General features: G+C 37.0%; 16 protein-coding genes and 1 riboswitch. Of the genes, 10 read left to right on the plus strand and 6 right to left on the minus strand.

Features of this window, described 5'->3' with window-relative positions; genetic code table 11:
- Positions 1-114: 114 nt before the first annotated feature.
- Genes AAIB49_RS03580 through AAIB49_RS03595 form a run of 4 tightly spaced genes read right to left on the minus strand, consistent with a single transcriptional unit; the run spans position 115 to position 3,661 of the window.
- Entirely contained in the window at positions 115-900 is a 786-nt protein-coding gene (locus AAIB49_RS03580; RefSeq protein ID WP_339215648.1) for an energy-coupling factor transporter transmembrane component T family protein, read from the minus strand.
- Entirely contained in the window at positions 884-2,482 is a 1,599-nt protein-coding gene (locus tag AAIB49_RS03585; RefSeq protein ID WP_343457245.1) for an ABC transporter ATP-binding protein, read from the minus strand. Before AAIB49_RS03585 ends, AAIB49_RS03580 begins: the two co-directional genes overlap by 17 nt.
- Positions 2,454-3,059, minus strand: a complete 606-nt coding sequence (locus AAIB49_RS03590) for an ECF transporter S component (RefSeq protein ID WP_339215646.1) — start codon at positions 3,057-3,059, stop codon at positions 2,454-2,456. The genes AAIB49_RS03585 and AAIB49_RS03590 overlap by 29 nt, the downstream gene beginning before the upstream one ends.
- Positions 3,060-3,070: 11 nt before the next feature.
- A complete protein-coding gene (locus AAIB49_RS03595; RefSeq protein WP_339215645.1) occupies positions 3,071-3,661 on the minus strand; it encodes a YkoF family thiamine/hydroxymethylpyrimidine-binding protein in 591 nt (196 codons plus the stop codon).
- A gap of 97 nt (positions 3,662-3,758) precedes the next feature.
- A riboswitch (TPP riboswitch) is annotated at positions 3,759-3,861 on the minus strand.
- Positions 3,862-4,283: 422 nt separating this feature from the next.
- Between AAIB49_RS03595 and AAIB49_RS03600 the strand changes: the two genes are divergently transcribed.
- Positions 4,284-5,525, plus strand: coding sequence for an EAL and HDOD domain-containing protein (locus AAIB49_RS03600; protein WP_343457246.1), 1,242 nt, complete (start codon positions 4,284-4,286; stop codon positions 5,523-5,525).
- A gap of 63 nt (positions 5,526-5,588) precedes the next feature.
- Here the strand turns inward: AAIB49_RS03600 and AAIB49_RS03605 are convergent, their stop codons facing one another.
- The gene (locus AAIB49_RS03605) at positions 5,589-5,753 is read right to left on the minus strand and encodes a hypothetical protein (RefSeq protein ID WP_339215643.1); all 165 of its coding nucleotides are present in this window, start codon (positions 5,751-5,753) and stop codon (positions 5,589-5,591) included.
- A 137-nt stretch (positions 5,754-5,890) separates the two neighbouring features.
- Here AAIB49_RS03605 and AAIB49_RS03610 point away from each other — a divergent pair, with 137 nt between their 5' ends.
- The gene (locus AAIB49_RS03610; protein ID WP_343457247.1) at positions 5,891-7,138 is read left to right on the plus strand and encodes a nickel pincer cofactor-dependent isomerase, group 22; all 1,248 of its coding nucleotides are present in this window, start codon (positions 5,891-5,893) and stop codon (positions 7,136-7,138) included.
- A 73-nt stretch (positions 7,139-7,211) separates the two neighbouring features.
- Positions 7,212-8,072: a serine/threonine-protein kinase gene (locus AAIB49_RS03615; RefSeq protein ID WP_343457248.1), complete on the plus strand. Its 861-nt coding sequence runs from the start codon at positions 7,212-7,214 to the stop codon at positions 8,070-8,072.
- Positions 8,073-8,223: 151 nt separating this feature from the next.
- Here AAIB49_RS03615 and AAIB49_RS03620 read toward each other — a convergent pair whose 3' ends face one another.
- Positions 8,224-9,810: a peptide chain release factor 3 gene (locus AAIB49_RS03620; protein WP_339215638.1), complete on the minus strand. Its 1,587-nt coding sequence runs from the start codon at positions 9,808-9,810 to the stop codon at positions 8,224-8,226.
- A 444-nt stretch (positions 9,811-10,254) separates the two neighbouring features.
- Here AAIB49_RS03620 and AAIB49_RS03625 point away from each other — a divergent pair, with 444 nt between their 5' ends.
- The 7 genes from AAIB49_RS03625 to AAIB49_RS03655 all read left to right on the plus strand — a co-directional run bounded on the left by AAIB49_RS03625 (position 10,255) and on the right by AAIB49_RS03655 (position 19,162).
- Positions 10,255-11,160: a hydroxymethylglutaryl-CoA lyase gene (locus AAIB49_RS03625; RefSeq protein WP_343457249.1), complete on the plus strand. Its 906-nt coding sequence runs from the start codon at positions 10,255-10,257 to the stop codon at positions 11,158-11,160.
- Positions 11,161-11,424: 264 nt separating this feature from the next.
- Positions 11,425-12,030, plus strand: coding sequence for a helix-turn-helix domain-containing protein (locus tag AAIB49_RS03630; RefSeq protein WP_339215634.1), 606 nt, complete (start codon positions 11,425-11,427; stop codon positions 12,028-12,030).
- A 295-nt stretch (positions 12,031-12,325) separates the two neighbouring features.
- Complete coding sequence (locus AAIB49_RS03635; RefSeq protein WP_343457250.1) at positions 12,326-13,612, plus strand: L-lactate MFS transporter; 1,287 nt, start codon at positions 12,326-12,328, stop codon at positions 13,610-13,612.
- Positions 13,613-13,702: 90 nt separating this feature from the next.
- Positions 13,703-16,054 (plus strand): FdhF/YdeP family oxidoreductase, encoded by a 2,352-nt coding sequence (locus tag AAIB49_RS03640; protein ID WP_339215630.1) that lies wholly within the window; start codon positions 13,703-13,705, stop codon positions 16,052-16,054.
- A 10-nt stretch (positions 16,055-16,064) separates the two neighbouring features.
- Entirely contained in the window at positions 16,065-16,880 is an 816-nt protein-coding gene (gene fdhD / locus AAIB49_RS03645) for a formate dehydrogenase accessory sulfurtransferase FdhD (protein ID WP_343457251.1), read from the plus strand.
- A 228-nt stretch (positions 16,881-17,108) separates the two neighbouring features.
- Positions 17,109-18,122, plus strand: coding sequence for a GTP 3',8-cyclase MoaA (gene moaA / locus AAIB49_RS03650; protein ID WP_343457280.1), 1,014 nt, complete (start codon positions 17,109-17,111; stop codon positions 18,120-18,122).
- Between the two features lie 29 nt (positions 18,123-18,151).
- Complete coding sequence (locus tag AAIB49_RS03655) at positions 18,152-19,162, plus strand: MoeB/ThiF family adenylyltransferase (RefSeq protein WP_343457252.1); 1,011 nt, start codon at positions 18,152-18,154, stop codon at positions 19,160-19,162.
- Positions 19,163-19,170: the final 8 nt, after the last annotated feature.

The raw sequence follows: 19,170 nt of genomic DNA on the forward strand, positions 1-19,170 counted from the left end.
TCCCTTGCCTATTTCCGGATCACATCATTCGGTATTACATTTATTTTTTTAGTTATATCCTAGATTCTTATTATAGTTATTTGGAACCTACACGAAAAAAACTATATTAAAGCATCATGGTTTGATTTTATACCCCATAATATTAAAGTATCCTAGATAGTAAGAAAGTAGCATTATCCCTAATAATACACCTACCATCATCAAAAGAAATAGCCAATCCCTCTTTTTAACCTTTAATTCTCGGTAGTAAGTTCGGTCGGGGTCTCCAGTAAATCCTTTGGACTCCATCGCAATAGCTACTCGTTCAGCTCTACGAATCCCATTTGCTAGTAAGGGAATGATATAGCGACGGAACTGATGTAATCTTTCCTTTATGCCTGTTGCCCTTCCTACTCCACGAATCCGATGTGCTTTTCTGATCGTATCGAATTCTTGTTTAAATGTAGGCAAGAAACGATACCCGGCTAGAATACCATAGGTGATTCTAGGCGATAGTTTACACTGTTGCATCAGGCTTAACATGAACTTGGTAGAATCGGTCGTAAGCGCAAATAATAGGGATAGTGAAACAAAGCAAAGTGATCGTAATGCTAGACTTATCGCGGTGAGGACACTACCGACTTGAATTTCAAACATAAAAATATGAAATAAAACATCACCACCAGAGAAACGTCCACTTGTATATAGCATCGTCATCCAGGCAAGCCCCAAAACAAGGAAAAGAAAGGGAGCAAACATTTTTATCCACTTCTTGAAGGATATCGTCGTGAGTAAGAATGTGATGCTAATAATAAACACAAAGTAGAGAAGTGGAGTCATAACATCATACATTAAACCGAGTAGTACGCCAGGAATTAATATAGCAATCGCTTTGATAGCCGGATTAATAGACGAAATCATGTTGCTCACCAACTCTATATTGTTTTTCCATGCGATATGGTAACCGCAGTTTTGCTTTCGAAATAATATCCTGTTGCATCCATAGTTCATCTGGTGTACCAGAGAAACAAAGTCTCTGCTGATCCAATACGATTATCCTATCGGCGAAATCAGCAAGATCCATATCATGTGTAATCATGACTACACTCGTTCCGCTTTCTAAAAGCTGTAAGAGAATTGCTAACATTTCTCGTGTGTTATGAGCATCTTGGCCAAAAGTTGGTTCATCCAATAGAAGTAAGGAAGGTTCTTCATCTAGCATCGTTGCTACACTTAGTCTTCTTTTTTGTCCACCACTTAACGAAAAAGGATTAGCATGTTGTAGATGAGTCAAATTAAACTGTTCAAGAAGCTTTAATACACGATGGTTTATTAATTCATCCGCTATACCATTTAGTCGCATACTGAATGATATTTCATCATATACCGTGTCAGTTATAAATTGATGCTCTGGATTTTGGAAAACAAACCCCATTTTACTTCTTAGTTCATTCTCTTTCCATGCTCTTAATGGTTTATCAAAAAATGTCACTTCTCCAGAATCAGGAACTAATAGACCGGACATCAACTGGAGTAGGGTAGACTTGCCTGCTCCATTTTGGCCAACAATCGCAACCATTTCACCTTGAAATAATTCAAGATTAATATCTTGTAAGACATCTTTTCCCTTGTAACTAAAACATACATGTTCAAGAGAATAGATTATGCGTTGTTTCTGTTCGACTAATCGTTTGTCAAATGGATAAGGTGCTTGGTATTTTTTCGGTAGAAATATACCTTCTTGCTCCATTACCATATCCTGAAAAATTTCATCTGGCTGACCATTTGCCATCAAGGTACCATTTTTTCCTAAGACTAATAAGCGGTTTATAATAGGAAGCCAATCATCCGATTGATGATCAATGATAAAGAAAGCGGTATTCGTTTTCTGCTTTATTTGATGTACTAGGTTAATAAACTCTAAACTAGAAACGGGATCTAGATTTGCTGTTGGTTCATCTAATATGATTAGCTTTGGTTCTAGTAAAAGAACAGCAGCTAATGCGATTTTTTGTTTTTCTCCACCAGATAGTTCATGAAGGTTTCTTTTCATGTAGCTTTCCATCTTCATTAGTTGAAGAATTTTTTTAATGCGATTAGGCATTTCCTTTGAAGGTATCTTCTTATTTTCTAATGTAAAGGCTAGTTCGTCTTCAACAGTAAGCATGCAAAACTGACTTTCTGGGTCTTGGAATACAATCCCAATATACTGGGATAATTCTCCCTTGGCATAATTCGTTATATGATTTCCTTCAAAATAGATATCACCAGAAGAAATTCCTTCAACTGCCTCAGGATAAATCCCATTTAAGCATAGTGCGAGGCTACTTTTTCCCGAACCACTAGTCCCCATTAATAATGCAATTTGATTAGAATAGATAGAAAATGTTAAATCGTTTAAGACTGGAGATTGCTCTTTATTTTCGTACCAAAGACTAAAGTTATTTAGTTGGATTAACGGTTGGATTGCTTCGTTATACAACTTTTGATTCACGTTTTTCACGTAATTCCTTTCCTAATGCATAGCCTCTTAATACACCAGTTTTAGCCAGTTGATCTCCAATCCATTTACCTAATATCCCAGCCAGAATAGCACCACTAATAATTCGAATGATTAAAGAAGCAATAATAATCCAACTTTCTAATGCTATAATCCCTGAGGCAAATAAATGATAGCCAAAGCTCACACAGGCAGCAGTTACTCCTGAAAGCATAAGTACTGGTAACGTATATTTACGCCAACCTGTTAAAGCAAATGCTAACTCTGCACCTAATCCTTGAATAAAGCCGGACAGAATAAGTGTAGGACCAGCGGTAGTTCCCATTAATACTTCTACAACAGCTGCAATGACCTCGGCGGTTAATGCGACACCAGGTTTTCGAATAATATAGGCAGCTATTATGGATACAATGAACCAAATACCAAAAATAAATTCGTACCCTAAGGGACCTAATCCCAAGGGGGTAAGTAAGGTTGTAATTCCTTGACCTACAAAAAAGAACAAGAGATAGATAATCCCAAATACAACCCCTAAAATTGACATTAATATAATTTCTTTTAAATTCCATTTTTTAGACATGACATTACTCCTTATTTATTGGATGGACTATTTGCACTAATGGTGAACGTCATGGTTACATGAGATACCTCTTCTTGAACTTGTTGAAAGGCCTCCTGCATCGTACGGAAAATAGCATGTACATCGCCATCCAAGCGTGTTGCGTAGTGGCTTCCACTTACTGTAACGCCACGTGACTTCGATAGATCAATTTGTTGATAAATTGTATCCATATAGTCCTCTCTCCCCAATGGGTATAAGGCAAATTTACAGCCTGCCTGTTGCGTTATGGAAGCACTAAGCTCTTCGTTTAATGGTTCTTCTGTTTCATCCATATAGACATCTGCATCAGTATCTCCAGGACAGCCAATTGAAAAAGTACCACTCATTGCTACATGTTCCCCTGTTTTTGCTGCGTGTAAGAAGATGGCTTTTGTTACATCAAAAATATGGACCATCTTTCCACGTATACAAGTACTAACATCATCTGTATCCTTCCATACCTTTGATGTATCCACCTCTTCTAAAGCTGTAAGTATAATTTCTACAAACTGATTGCTCATTGGGAAAAGCGTAAACTGACAACCCGCAATTCTACTTGTACCACAAGCGTTATTCATCATAAATTCCTCCTCAAAATTTTTGCAACAAAAAAACTGCATCCCGTGGGAATGCAGTTTGGTTATGTATAGGAGTTCAAAAGTATCAAAAAAGAACAACATAAGGCCAACTACACTTCCCCACGCTAGTATTATCTAGATCGGGTTATAAGGGTCAGACAATGTCTTCTCAGCCACTTAAAGTAGCTCCCCTAGTGCAAACGATAATATGCAATTATGTTACAAAAACACTATAAACAAATATGGACCGAATGTAAAGGGGGACTTTTAGCCTAAAAAGTGATTACCACTTATTAATAGTAGGATCTAATGCTGTAAAAAACATTTATATTATTGCATTCCACGATAATTGAATTAGTCAAGCATGATATTATGAATATTTTGTAATTAAATTATAAAATTGTATAATTGAGGTTGCGGGTATTTGCAAAAAAGAAAGGGGATGGAAAAGAGAACGTATTCTATTGATGATATAGTGTCTACCGTTTACATAATTTCAAGTAATGCATAATCGTTTGAAAAAAAGTAAAATTGATAATATTGGGGAAATACCCTTAAATTTTGTCTGTTTTTGACAGTAATATGGTATTATTCAACTAGGATTTCGTATTTATGAGGTGGGAATATGGAAGTATATGTAGCACGGCAACCAATTTTAAATAAAAAGCTTGAAGTGTTTGCTTACGAATTATTATATAGGGATAACCAACGTGAGAATGTATATTTGGCGGGGAATGATAATCATGCCACCTCTGAAGTGATTAATAGCTTTTTACAGTTTGGTATTAATGACCTTTCAGAAGGAAAACCCTGTTTCATTAATTTTACTGAGACTTTATTAGAAAATACTATTCCTACATTTTTGCAGCCTGAACTAATGGTAATTGAAGTATTAGAATCGGTTAGGCCGACAGATCAAATCATAGAAACCTGTCAAAATTTAAAAAAACTAGGGTACAGAATAGCATTGGATGACTTTGAATGTAGGGAAGAAGATGAGAATTTCCATAAGCTTATTCATTTAGCAGATATTATAAAAATTGATATTCAAAAAACAAGTAGAACGGAACAGCTAAGAATTATGAATCGTCTTCAGGATACATCCATTGTCTTTCTAGCTGAAAAGGTGGAGACAAGAGAAGAATATGAACAGTGCGTAAAAGATGGTTATACATATTTTCAAGGGTACTTCTTCAGTAAACCTGTCACCTTGTCGACGAGAGACTTACCTGTACTGCACCATAACCTATTCATTCTTATCTCGGAGCTTTCTAAGGAAGAACCAGATATTGATAAAATTACACAATATATTGAGTCCGATGTGTCCCTTTCCTATAAACTATTACGATTACTTAATTCCCCAGCCATCGGACTCGTGTATGAGATTAAATCTATTAAACAATCCATCGTATTATTGGGCCTAATCGAACTTAGAAAATGGATCTATGTCATATCATTTCGAGAACGATACGATAAATCAGATCGGTTAACAGAAGAAGTCATAAAACTTAGTTTAACAAGAGCAAAGGCGAGTGAATTAATAGCACTTCACATAGGTAATCGTAAAGATAGTTCAAGATTATTTTTAACGGGTCTCTTTTCATTAGTAGATACGATTTATAAGCAACCTTTAATTCATATCTTGAAGAATCTTCCTCTCGAGCAGGTTATTAAAGATACATTATTAGGGAAAGAAACCTCATTAACTTCTGTAAAAAACTTAGTTTGTGCTGCGGAAAAAGGAGAATGGTCCAAAATGGATGCATTAGCAGGGGAATTAGGGATTAATGCTAAGTCCTTCAATAATCTCTATAAACAATCTGTTAAATGGGCAAGGGATGTTATGCTTGGAAAGGAATTAGTATAATTATAGGTCCAAAATTAAGAAGAACTTTGTCATAACAAGGACAATAGTTCTTCTTATCACTTTTTATCTTTCTTGATGATGTTTCCAATATGTGTCCTCTTTACTTACAGGACATTGTGGAAATACTTCGTTTTTACTTAATTTTGCCGTTGCCCCTGACTGACACATATAGGACCCTGATAATGGTACACCTTGACCGGTACGATATTCACGTAAATCTCTATCCAAGATACACACCTCCGCCTATAATATACCCCATATTCAAGCCTCTTACCCAAAGTATGGTTACTTTGGAGCATTTTAATGAATGTACAGAATATATCATGTATACTGATAATTAAACCTATCGATTAGGAGATGGTACTATGATTTTATATGAAATTGAACAGTCATTTAAATCTTCTAAGTTAAAAAACTTGAAACATATAATATGGAATGAGATGAAACAAAATAGTAGTATAAATGATTTACCTCCTGGAGCAGAGGTAGCTATTACAGCTGGAAGTCGTGGTATAGATAATATAGTCAAAATATTAAAAGAAATTGTTTTGTATTTACAAAGCAAGAAGCTGCGACCTTTTATTGTTCCTTCCATGGGAAGCCATGGCGGGGCAACAGCAGAAGGACAGGTTCGGGTATTAGAACATCTTGGGATTACTGAACAATCAGTTGGGGCGCCAATTCGATCGTCTATGGAAGTCATTAAAGTTGGAGAAATACATGATGATTTCCCAATCTATATGGACAAGCTAGCCTATCAGGCGGATGCGATTATAGTGATTAATCGAATCAAGTCTCATACAGCTTTTAGCGGCAAGATAGAAAGTGGTTTAAGTAAGATGGTGTTGGTTGGCTTAGGGAAGCAAAAAGGTGCAAGCTTCTTTCATAGTCAGGGAGCAGATAGGATGGAATATAATCTTGTCGAAGGCTCGAAAGTGGCACTAGAAAATTCTCCTATTCGTATGGGGCTTGCTGCCGTAGAAGACAGTTATGACCAGACCGCAATTATCCAGGGGGTCTCGGTAGATAATTGGCATGAAGAAGAGGCTAAACTATTGAAGAAAGCAAAAGAACTAATGCCTTCCTTACCCATTAAGGATATTGATTTATTAATCGTCGAAGAGATGGGAAAAAACTATAGTGGTACGGGGATGGATCCGAATATAATCGGAAGACTACGGATTGATGGAATAGAAGAACCAATAGAGCCAAGAATTAAAAGAATAGTTGTACTAGATTTATCAAGTGCTTCACATGGAAATGCACAAGGGGTAGGTCTTGCCGATTTTACTACAGAGAGATTGTTTCATAAGGTTGATAGAGAAGCAACGTATATGAACTGTATTACTAGTACTTTTTTAAGAAGAGCTATGTTTCCGTTTATCTATCCTACTGAACAAGATGCGATTGAGCAAGCATTACATAGTTTAGGGCCTAATTTTAAACGAGATAATGCTTCCATTATCCAAATTGCTAACACATTACATCTAAATCGTTTGATCGTTTCGGAAACAGTATTAAAACGTATTCCTCCCGATGTTTCATATACTGTGATAAGAGAAATGAATTGGTCATTTGAAAGAGGGGAACTTTCCTATAAATTATCTAATTAATGCAAAAGACAACTTCATTTTTTCTTCTGAAGTCAAAGCTTACATTCATTAGTTCGAATAAGAAGGAGTACATATGATAAAAAAACAGTTAAATCAGGATATTTCCATTCAACTAAAAGCGGATTATAACTTTATTTGGTTAAGCAGATTTGGTCAAGTCTTTGCAGTATTTGATCAACAAGATTCTGGTAATATAAGCTTTGGAGTAGAAAGCGAAGGAGTTAAACGATTTTTGAAATATGCAGGAGCGGAGACTCTTCATGGTTCTGTTTCTCCAGAATTGGCAGTTCAAAATCTTAAACAATCGGTTGGAATTTATCAAGACCTATCCCATGCTTCTTTAGTCAATTTATTGGATCATATGGAAGTGGGGGATGGATATTGTCTTTTATTTGATTGGTTTGGTGGAGAAGTTTTACACAATCACTGGAATTTCCCACCACCACTTAAATATGAACATCCTGATTCACCATTCTTCCGGTTTAAACAATTGCCTATAGAAAAACGACTGGCAGCTTTTAAGCAAATTTTGGAATTTCACGTTCATGTTGAACGTCATGGATATGTTGCCATTGATTTTTATGATGGAAGTATATTATATGATTTCACGAATTACCAGCTTAAAATTTGTGATATTGATTTATATCAGAAAAAGCCATATATAAACACGATGGGGAGGATGTGGGGCTCATCTCGATTCATGTCCCCAGAAGAATTTGAATTAGGTGCTGTAATAGACGGCAGCACAAACGTCTTTAATATGGGAGCGATGGCTTTTTCCCTATTAGGTGGAGAATTAAATCGTTCATATGATAAATGGGAAGCTGGCAGAGAGCTGTATGAGGTTGCCATTAAGGCGGTGGAAAAGGATCGAAACAAACGCTTCCCTAGTGTAGAAGTGTTTTATCAAGAGTGGAATAAAAGCGACTCTTGAGTAAATACAACGATGCACGATAACAGCTCCGAAAATAAATGTAGAAGCCTAGCTTAACAGCTTTAGCAAGCGTTATTTCCGGAGCCGTGTGAGGTGCACGTTATATCATTCAAGTTGTTAGTTGAATATCGTTTTCCTACTAAAAACTATTTTATTTAACTTGGCCATACGAATTAACTTCAAACAAATCAATTAACTCAATGTCCTTATGATTATCTTTAAACCAGTTCAATGCAAACTCATTACGGAATAGGACGAGATAATTATCGTTACGATCACGAACAAGTAAATTACGATCATCAAATAGCGATTCCTTTACCTGTTCTGCCTTCAACCATCGAGGTATCCGTTCCCCAATCGATTCAAACATAACCTCTACATTGTATTCATTTTCCATACGGTATTTAAACACTTCGTATTGCAATTCACCTACTGCTCCGAGAATATAGGACTCCGTTCGTTTGTCTTTAAATAGTTGAATGGCTCCTTCTTGTACAAGCTGCTCAATTCCTTTTTTGAACTGTTTCGACTTCATAACATTTTTTGCCATTACTTTTTTAAATAATTCAGGTGGAAACTTTGGAAGTTCATCAAATTCAAAAGCTGCCTTTCCTTCTAGTAATGTATCTCCAATTTGATAGGCATTAGGATCATAGATTCCAATAATATCTCCAGCATAAGCTTCATCGATTGTATCTCGGGTAGAAGCAACAATTTGTTGCGATTGTGATAGCTTAAATACTTTACCTGTACGGGATAGCTTCACACTCATACCACGTTCAAACTTACCAGAGCAAACGCGAACGAAGGCAATCCGGTCTCGGTGTTTAGTGTTCATATTCGCTTGAATTTTAAAGATAAATCCAGAGAAATCAGGATTATCCGGGGATACAATTCCCTCAGTTGACCTTCTAGCTTGGGGTGACGGTGCAAGCTTTATAAATGTATCAAAAAAGTCATGGACACCAAAGGGAGCTAGTGCACTTCCGAAAAATACTGGTGTTTGCTCTCCGTTTAAAACAGCTTCTAATGAGAATTGGTTACCAGCCTCATCTAATAATGCTAATTCCTCTTTTGCGGCCTCAAATTCGCTTGTGGTAATCATAGCTTGATTATCTTCGTTCTCTAGTTCTCCATACGGAATGTGAGATTCAGCTTCATTACCATTAAATTTAATAAATTGTTGATTCATTCTATCGAATATACCAAGGAAACGTTTCCCCATACCGACAGGCCAGTTCATAGGGTATGTTTCGATTTCCAGAACTTCCTCAATCTCTTCTAATAGTTCGAAGGGTTCTCTACCTTCACGGTCCAATTTATTAATAAACGTAAAAATAGGAATACCACGCATTCTACATACTTTAAATAATTTAATTGTTTGTGGTTCAATACCTTTTACCGAATCAATAATCATAACAACACTATCGACAGCTGTCAGTGTACGATACGTATCCTCACTGAAATCTTCGTGTCCAGGAGTATCGAGAATATTTACTTGAAAATCTTTATATGGAAAATTCATTACACTGGAGGTAACGGAAATACCACGCTGTTTTTCGATTTCCATCCAATCAGATGTAGCGAATTTACCAGATTTTTTACCCTTTACCGTACCGGCAGTACGAATTAGATTTCCATATAATAATAATTTTTCAGTTAATGTTGTTTTCCCAGCATCTGGGTGGGAAATGATTGCAAATGTTTTTCGCTTTGCTACTTCATCTTTTATGCTCATGTCTATTTCCTTTCCCTATAGAACTTACAAGGTATTACATACCTTATCTATCATACTATATTCAATGTAAATTGCATAATTGATTATATATGTCACTTCTTATGTAGTTATAAGTGGATAAGGAGGATCAGTCTATATCACTGTATAAAAGTTCTAAAACGCCAAAAGCTCTTAAGTGAGAATACATAAAACGTAAGGCCATACAGATAATACACAGCGAAAAAGCAGTATCTAGAAATAATACTTATAAATCAAAAAATTTAAAAATAACGGTTTGACATAATGTATTATAGTAGGTTAAACTTTATTCAACAAAGTTGAATAAAAGGATACAATATTGAATAAGAAATAATAAAAACGATTTTTTATTTTTCACATATTTTACTTATATACATGTAATCGGAAACAGGAGGCTTTTGTCATCAATAAAAAGGAGGGGAATACGTGGGAAAAAGACCAGATTTTGTTCAGTTAAAAGAAGTGGGCCCTCGTGATGGTCTACAAAATGAAAAACAGTTTATCACGACAGACGATAAAGTGGCATGGATAGATATGCTCTCTAATACGGGAGTAACAGAAATAGAATACTCTTCATTTGTTAATCCGAAATGGATCCCAGCCTTAGCAGATGCTAAGGAGGTTGGGAAGCGGATTAAGCGTAATCCTGCTGTCGTGTATTCGGCGTTAGTCCCAAACATAAGAGGGTTGGAGAATGCACTAGAAGCAGGTATAGACGGAGCGTCTGTTTTTATGTCAGCGAGTGGAACCCATAATGTAAAGAATATCAACAAATCGATAACGGAAACCTATCCTGTACTAAAGCAAGTTATTGATGAGGCGAAGAAAGAAAAGAAAAAAGTTACGGGCTATGTTTCTACAGTATTTGAATGTCCATATGAAGGGAAAATAACGCCAACTCAGGTTATGCAAGTATGTGATCAATTAATCACAAGTGGTGTGGATGATATTTCACTAGGGGACACGATTGGTTCAGCAGTACCCTCTCAAGTAGAACTACTACTGGATGAAATACTGAAGCGATTTCCAAAAGAAAAAATAATCATGCATTTCCATGATACCAGAGGAATGGCGATTGCTAATATCATGACCGCATTAAATTATGGAATAACGAGGTTTGATACGTCAATTGGTGGACTAGGAGGCTGTCCTTATGCTCCGGGTGCAGCAGGTAATGTCGCAACAAATGATGTCTTATATTTATTACATGGGTTAGGGATAAGCACAGGTATACAGGATAAAAAGGTTCAAGAAGCTTCTATTTTTATCCAAAACAAACTAGGAAAAAAACTTCCTAGTCGATCGTTAGCTTATGTAGAAGGAACAGGTTAATATAGGAGGATTGTGATTAAGGTGTAAAATCACAATCCTTTTTATTTTACATATAATTAAAAACTAAATTTCGTTATCAGTGGTAGAATGTAGGAAGATGACTATGACTAGATACCGTTTTCCGTATTAGCTTATTATTCTGTATCCTATTGTCTATTTATATTTTTGTAACGAAACCAAAGGTATCAAGTAATATTAATAAAGATAAAGTTAGCTAACGTATAAAATCTATCCTACTCTTGACTAGCAATTTATCTCTAATCTATGATAGAAGAAAGATTTGCAACAACAAGAGGGGAGAGAAAAATCATTAATCTGGAAACAATCGGGAAGAAAATAAAAGAAATGCGCCTGCGGAAAAAATGGACTCAGCAGCAAGTTGCAGATGAAGCAGGTATTTCAAAAAGTATGCTATCGAAAATAGAAAACGGGCAATCTGCATCTGCCATTGCAACCCTTTCTAAAATCAGTGAAGTACTCGAAGTTTCTCTCTCATGGCTATTAGATGAACAAAATGAACAAGACTTGGTTTTATTACCTAAGTCCAGTAGAAGGCCGAGATTTGGGGATGAAAATATGGGGTATTCCTATGAGCTTCTTGCCAATCGTTCATCACTATCTGGATTTGAACCGACTATTGTTCATGTAACCCCTAAGAATTTAAATGCTCGTGAAGATACCTATACGCACTCACAAGACGAATTTATCTTTATTCTCGAAGGGGCAATTTATCTTTTATATGATGGAAAAAAGTATTATATGGAAAAAGGAGATAGTGCTTGTTTCCAAGGTTCTAAACCGCATCTATTTGTTCCAGTAGATGAAAATGAAGCGAAAGTTTTAACATTTTTTATCGATAATCCTTTATAAAAGCCTTGCAATCGGTCTGAACGCTAAAGTTAGTGTCCCAATACTAGCTAATCGGTTCACCTTGCAAAGCTTTTTTATTTTAGCTTGTCAAAGGAGCAAAATTAATAGTTGATTAGCAATCGCTTTCATGATAGGATAATAAACAGAATTGATTGAAAATAATAAAAAATAATACGTTTACACCTTGTTTTGCAAAGCAATTATAAAAGCCCCAATCTGCCACTAAGTGCTCTATAGTGAACTTGTTTTTAGTATGATTAATGATGAAACTTACTATGATTAAAGGAGGAAGTTTATGGAGAAGGTCAAAAATAGGTGGCTAATCGCAGCATCTGCTCTTGGTGTTCACCTTTCCATTGGATCGGCGTATGCATGGAGTGTGTTTACCAATCCAATGATTGAACAGTATGGTTGGAGTCAGACACAAGTTTCTACAGCGTTTAGTATTGCTATTTTCTGCTTAGGCTTTTCGGCAGCATTTATGGGGCGCTTTGTAGAAAAAAACGGTCCTAAAAAATCAAGTATGCTAGCAGCGATATTCTTTGGGGTAGGAGTTGCTGGTTCAGGTGTTGCAACGCTTTTGGAATCATTGCCTTTATTATATCTTTTCTATGGAATTATCGGAGGAATGGGACTTGGAATCGGATACATATCACCAGTGTCAACACTTGTTAAGTGGTTCCCTGATCGGCGTGGCTTGGCAACTGGTTTGGCTATTATGGGATTTGGATTTGCTGCTATGCTCAGTGGCCCAGCCATCGAATCGTTAATAGGTTTAGTTGGAATATCGAATACATTCTTTATTCTTGGAGCGGTTTATTTTGTTGTCATGACGGCATCTGCTCAATATTTAGCACCACCACCAGAAGGTTGGGTACCAGCAGGCTTTGTGGAAAAACAAGAATCTGGGAAGACAAAGATTAAGATAAGAGAAGATTTATCCCAGTTAACTGCTAATGAAGCAATCAAAACAAGAAGATTCTGGATGTTATGGTTTATGTTATTTATTAATGTCACTTGTGGAATTGCCATTCTTGCCGTAGCATCCCCAATGGCACAGGAAATTACCGGAATGACAGCTATTGCTGCAGCTGCTATGGTAGGTGTGTTAGGCTTGTTCAATGGTGGAGGACGGATTGGCTGGGCGTCATTAAGTGATTATATTGGTCGTCCTAATGTATATACTGCTTTTTTTGTTATTCAAGTAGTGGCATTTGCCATCTTACCATTTGCATCTAATGCGATTTTATTCCAAGTTCTTTTGTTTGCCATATTAACGTGTTATGGTGGTGGATTCGCATCGATACCAGCATATATTGGTGATTTATTTGGAACAAAGCAATTAGGTGCAATTCATGGCTATATTTTAACTGCATGGGCTATGGCTGGAGTTGTTGGGCCTATTCTGCTTTCCTTTATTTATGACAATACGGGTAGTTATACGTTAACGATGACTATATTTTCTATTATGTTCGCTGTAGCGTTAGGGCTATCTTTGTGGATACGATTGGATATTAAACGACTTCGAGGGGAAAAAGAGAAGCTTGCTGTGCAGCATGCCTCTGCAGCAACACAAGAATAGCATATTGGTAATCGAAAAAGGGTCGCGACTTCAAATAAGGAGTCTGACCCTACATGTGTATCTCAACCAGCTATAAAGGAGGAGAACGTCTTGGGAAAAACGAAGCATACTGGTCCGATCAAAATATCGAAGAAGCCTGATCCGAAGCTTTGGGTAAGTAAAGTACCATTTGGATTAGGAAAAGTAAAGCCACATCATATTCGAGATACGATGAAAGTGGTGTGGGAGAATAAGGATAACTTACCATACGCAACTCGAATTCTTACGCAGGGTGTATGTGATGGTTGTGCATTAGGTGTTGCTGGACTTAAGGATCAAACATTAAAGGGTCCACATGTATGTACGACAAGATTGAATGTACTTCGTCTAAATACGATGGGGCCAATAAAGGAAGATATTTTACATGCTGATATAGAAGAACTGCAAAAGATGAATAGTACAGAACTTCGTAAGCTAGGAAGAATTCCTTATCCATTAATCCGTAAGCCGGGGGACCGAAATTTTAGACGAATATCATGGGATGACGCCCTAGATAGAATTGCGGATAAAATGAAAGCGGTTAATCCGAAGCAAGCTGCGTTTTATACAACGTCAAGAGGAATAACAAATGAAGTTTATTACACGTTAGCGAAGGTTTCTCGTTTTTTGGGAGTAAATAATGTAGATAATGCTTCACGTATCTGCCATTCACCATCTAAAACGGCGTTGAGCCGCTCTATTGGTGTGGGAGCTTCGACTTGTAATTATAAAGACTGGATTGGTACAGATGTCCTCGTATTCTGGGGATCTGTCGCCGCTAATAATCAACCTGTATCCACGAAATATATGTATGCAGCTAAACGTAAAGGAACCAAAATCATCATTATTAATCCATACCATGAGCCAGCAATGGATAAGTATTGGGTTCCTTCCATTCCAGAATCAGCACTGTTCGGAACGAAAATTGCGGATGATTTCTACCAGGTTAATATTGGTGGTGATATCGCCTTTATGCATGGAATAATGAAGCATTGGTTTGAAATGGAAGAACGTGAGCCAGGATCAGCCCTTGATCACAATTTTATAAACCATCATGTAAATGGTTTAGCAGAATTGCAAGCGAAAGTAAAATCCTATAATTGGAAGCAATTAGAAAAATCATCGGGTATTTCGAAAGCGAGGATGCTAGAATTAGCTCAGTTACTAGCTAAATCACGCTCTGCGGTTTTTGTTTGGTCGATGGGACTTACGCAGCATCGATTTGGCACAGATAATATATCACAAGTAGCTAACTTAGCATTACTTAGAGGTTTTCTCGGTAGAGAGCACTGTGGCTTAATGCCAATCCGTGGGCATTCTGGGGTGCAAGGTTCTTCCGAAATGGGTGCCGATCCATTCTCCTTACCAGGTGGAGGTCTCGATGAAAATAATAGGAAGCGAATAGAACAAATTTGGGGATTTGATATCCCGCAATGGCAAGGAGATATTGTTGGGGTATCCTTGGAAAATGCACTATTGCCAGAACAGCATGAAAGAAAATTAAAGCTCTATTATATGTCTGGTGGAAATTTCTTAGAAACGATGCCAGATCCAGATTTTGTGAAGGACAGTTTGGAAAATATTGATTTACGAGTGCATCAAGATATTATCTTGAATACCTCGACACTACTAGATGCCAAAGAGGCTGTTCTCGTTTTACCTGCTATGACGCGGTATGAGCAGCCTGGGGGAGGAACGTCTACTTCAACAGAGAGAATGGTCTATTTCTCACCAGAAATAAAAGGACCTAGAATCGAAGAAGCACGAGCAGAATGGGAAATATATATTGATTTAGCAAAAAGAGTTAGACCGGATAAGAAAGAGCTAATCGATTTTAAGGATGCCTCTGAAATCCGTGAAGAGATCGCTAAGGCAGCACCAAACTATGATGGGATTCAAAATTTAAAGAAAAAGGGTGATCTCTTCCAATGGGGAGGAGCATGGTTATGTGAAGATGGTATCTGTCCAACTCCGGATGGAAAAGGGAATTTAATTACAGTTGAATTACCAGAATTACGAAAACCTGAAGGACATTTTTATGTAACTACTCGACGGGGAAAACAATTTAATTCGATGATTTATCATGAGAAAGATCCATTTAATACTGCAGATCGATTTGATGTACTAATGAATAAAAAGGATGGAAAAGAGCTTGGTATTCAGGAGGGAGATGCTATTGTCGTCTTTAATCAGCATGGGTCATTTACTGGACGTGCAAAATTTGTCCCAGTACGGTCTGGTAATTTAGAAGTACATTGGCCAGAGGGAAATTCCTTAATTCCTAAGGGTGTCTATGAGAGCTTTGCTGGAATACCGGAATATAATACTGCAGTCATTGTGGAGAAAGCGGAAACCTACTATGCACAAAAAGATACCAAGTACGTGGAAAAACGTATAGAAGAATTAGAAATGGAACCACAATGAAGGTGAGACGATGAATGATATCAATCAGGATGGTTGGGAGATAGTTCGTTTTCATGGTAGAGAGGCATTAGAAGTGGAAGAGGAGATTGCTATAGAGTTTCCTTTAACCATTATTTTGAATGGGGAAGAATTTGCAACAATGCTCTGTTCCCCAACCAATCTAGAAGAGCTTGTAGTCGGATTTCTGGCTTCAGAGGGGATTATTCGCCTATTCAAGGAAATTAAAAACCTTTCGATAGATCAGGTGAGCGGATTTGCCTATGTCGACTTATATAAACAAATAAACTTGCGAGAGCAGGATTATTCCAAACGATTTATTGGTTCGTGTTGTGGGAAGAGTAGACAGTTTTACTTTAAAAGTGATGTCAAAACTGCTAAAACGATAACGAGTTCATTATCGTTATCTGTAGAACAATGCTATAATCTTATGAAAGATTTACAAGAACGTTCTGAACAATTTAAAAGAACTGGCGGTGTTCACAATGCAGCACTTGCAACACCAGAAGATTTGTTAGAGATTCGTACCGATATAGGAAGGCATAATGCACTAGATAAAGTGTATGGTAGTGTATTACAGAATCAAATCCCATTAGCAGATAAACTCATCGTATTTAGTGGTCGTATCTCATCGGAAGTACTGCTTAAGGTATCTAAGATTGGTGTTGGAATATTATTGTCTAAGTCAGCACCAACAGATCTAGCATTAAATCTAGCAAATGATCTAGGTATTACAGCAATCGGTTTTGCCAGAGAAAATAAAATGAACGTTTATACACATCCATCTAGGATTAAAGAAGTAAGTAGCAATAGCAAATACCATGCTTGATTGGCGTGGAGATAGAATAAAAGTGGATTTCTACTGAATTGCTACATGGGTGGGTAATCGTTTCAAACATAAATTTGGTGAGCCAATATCTCTTTTGAGAATGTTTGGCTCACCAGTCCATACGCCGTTGGAATTTTCTAGGATAATATAGCGAATGCTTAGGCTTTCGTTAGATATTTTTCTATTATTATCTCACCATTTTAGTCAAAACAGGTCATTAGGAGGCCGATACGCATGAATATTACGGATAAATTTGGTCGTCCCATACAGGATTTGCGTATTTCCGTAACGGATCGATGTAATTTTCGTTGTACATATTGTATGCCTAAGGAAATATTTGGGAAAAACTATCCATTCCTACCTAAAAGCCATTTACTAACATTTGAAGAGATTGAAAGACTAGCGAAGACATTTGTGAAGTTAGGTGTTAAAAAGATTCGTATTACAGGTGGAGAACCATTATTGCGTAGAGACCTACCCAACTTAATAGCTAGATTATCTGCCATTGAAGGGTTACAAGATATTGGTTTAACAACTAATGCTACATTACTAGAGAAAATGGCTGTATCGTTAAAAGCGGCCGGCTTAAAACGGGTTAATGTTAGTTTAGATGCTCTTGATAATGATGTATTTCAATTGATTAATGAAAGTGGCGTAAGTACGAATCGAGTAATACAAGGTATGGAAAAGGCTCTACAGGTGGGCCTTGATGTAAAAGTGAATATGGTTGTAAAAAAGGGTATGAATGATCAGGAGATTATTCCAATGGCTAAGTTTTTTAAAAATAAAGGTATTTCATTAAGGTTTATCGAATTTATGGATGTTGGCAGTACGAATGGTTGGGATTTTAGTAAAGTAGTGACAAAAAGAGAAATCTATGACCAGCTAACAGAGCATTTTGATTTAGAGCCAGTCGACCCTGCATATGTAGGGGAAGTAGCAAAGCGCTACCGGTACGTAGGTAGTAATGTAGAGGTTGGTTTTATTACTTCGGTTTCGGAATCCTTTTGCTCGACATGTACAAGAGCTCGAATTGCAGCAGATGGTAAGGTCTATACTTGCTTGTTTGCTGCAAGTGGATTCGATTTGAAAGAACTAATTCGCTCTGGGGCTACTGATGAGGAATTAGAGAAACAAATCATAGTAATTTGGCAAAATCGAACGGACAGATATTCCGATGAGAGAACAGAAGAATCCTCAAGAAATAAAGAAAAAATTGAAATGTCCTATATCGGTGGTTGATATTATCTTACTTAAGTGAGGGAAAGTCAATGAAGGATCGTTATTCGCGCCAGGAATTATACAAACCAATCGGAGTAAGTGGTCAAAAAAAGATACAGAGTAAGCATGTGTTAATTATTGGATGTGGCGCACTTGGAACGATGAATGCAGAAAGCTTAGTACGAGCTGGAATAGGTAGGCTGTCCATCGTTGATCGGGATTATGTCGAGGTAAGTAATTTACAAAGACAACAGCTATTTACTGAGGAGGATTGTTTGAAGCAATTACCGAAAGTGATAGCTGCTAAAGAACACTTACTTAACATCAATTCTACCGTCACGGTTAATGCGTATGTCATGGATGGTACGAGTTCGAATTTGCCATCATTGATGGAGGATGTGGACTTGGTTATTGATGCTACGGATAATTTTGATATTCGCTTTATTATGAATGATTTAATCCATCAATATACCATTCCATGGATATTTGGCTCCTGTGTCGGTAGTACAGGGATGAGTTATACCATCTTACCTCAAGAAACACCTTGCTTACAATGTTTACTTGATGCAACCCCAGTTTCAGTTGCAACCTGTGATTCAGTAGGGATCATCTCCCCGGCTGTACAAATGGTTGTCGCACTTCAGCAAGCGGAGGCATTAAAAATCTTAGTAGAAGATAATAAATCCCTACGTACGAAGCTAGTGACCTTTGATTTATGGAATAATATATTTCACACCATGGACTTAAAACGTGCAAAGAAAAATACCTGTCCTACATGTGGGGAGAATCCTATATATCCGAAACTAACCTATGCGTCACAAACCAAAATGGAAGTTCTTTGTGGGAGAAATACGGTTCAAGTTCGGTCGAAACGAGAAGTACATATGAAAGAACTTGCTAGACGATTAAGCGAAATTGGAACGGTTCATCAAAATGATTTTTTACTTTCAGTCGATTATCAATCATTTCGGGTTGTAATATTCAAGGATGGTAGAGTGTTAATTCATGGAACGAATTCAATTGAACAGGCTAGAAATATATATTATCAACTAGTAGGATAGGAGGGGCA

This window comes from Ornithinibacillus proteolyticus (genome assembly GCF_039581225.1).
GTDB classification, from domain to species: domain Bacteria; phylum Bacillota; class Bacilli; order Bacillales; family Amphibacillaceae; genus Ornithinibacillus; species Ornithinibacillus massiliensis.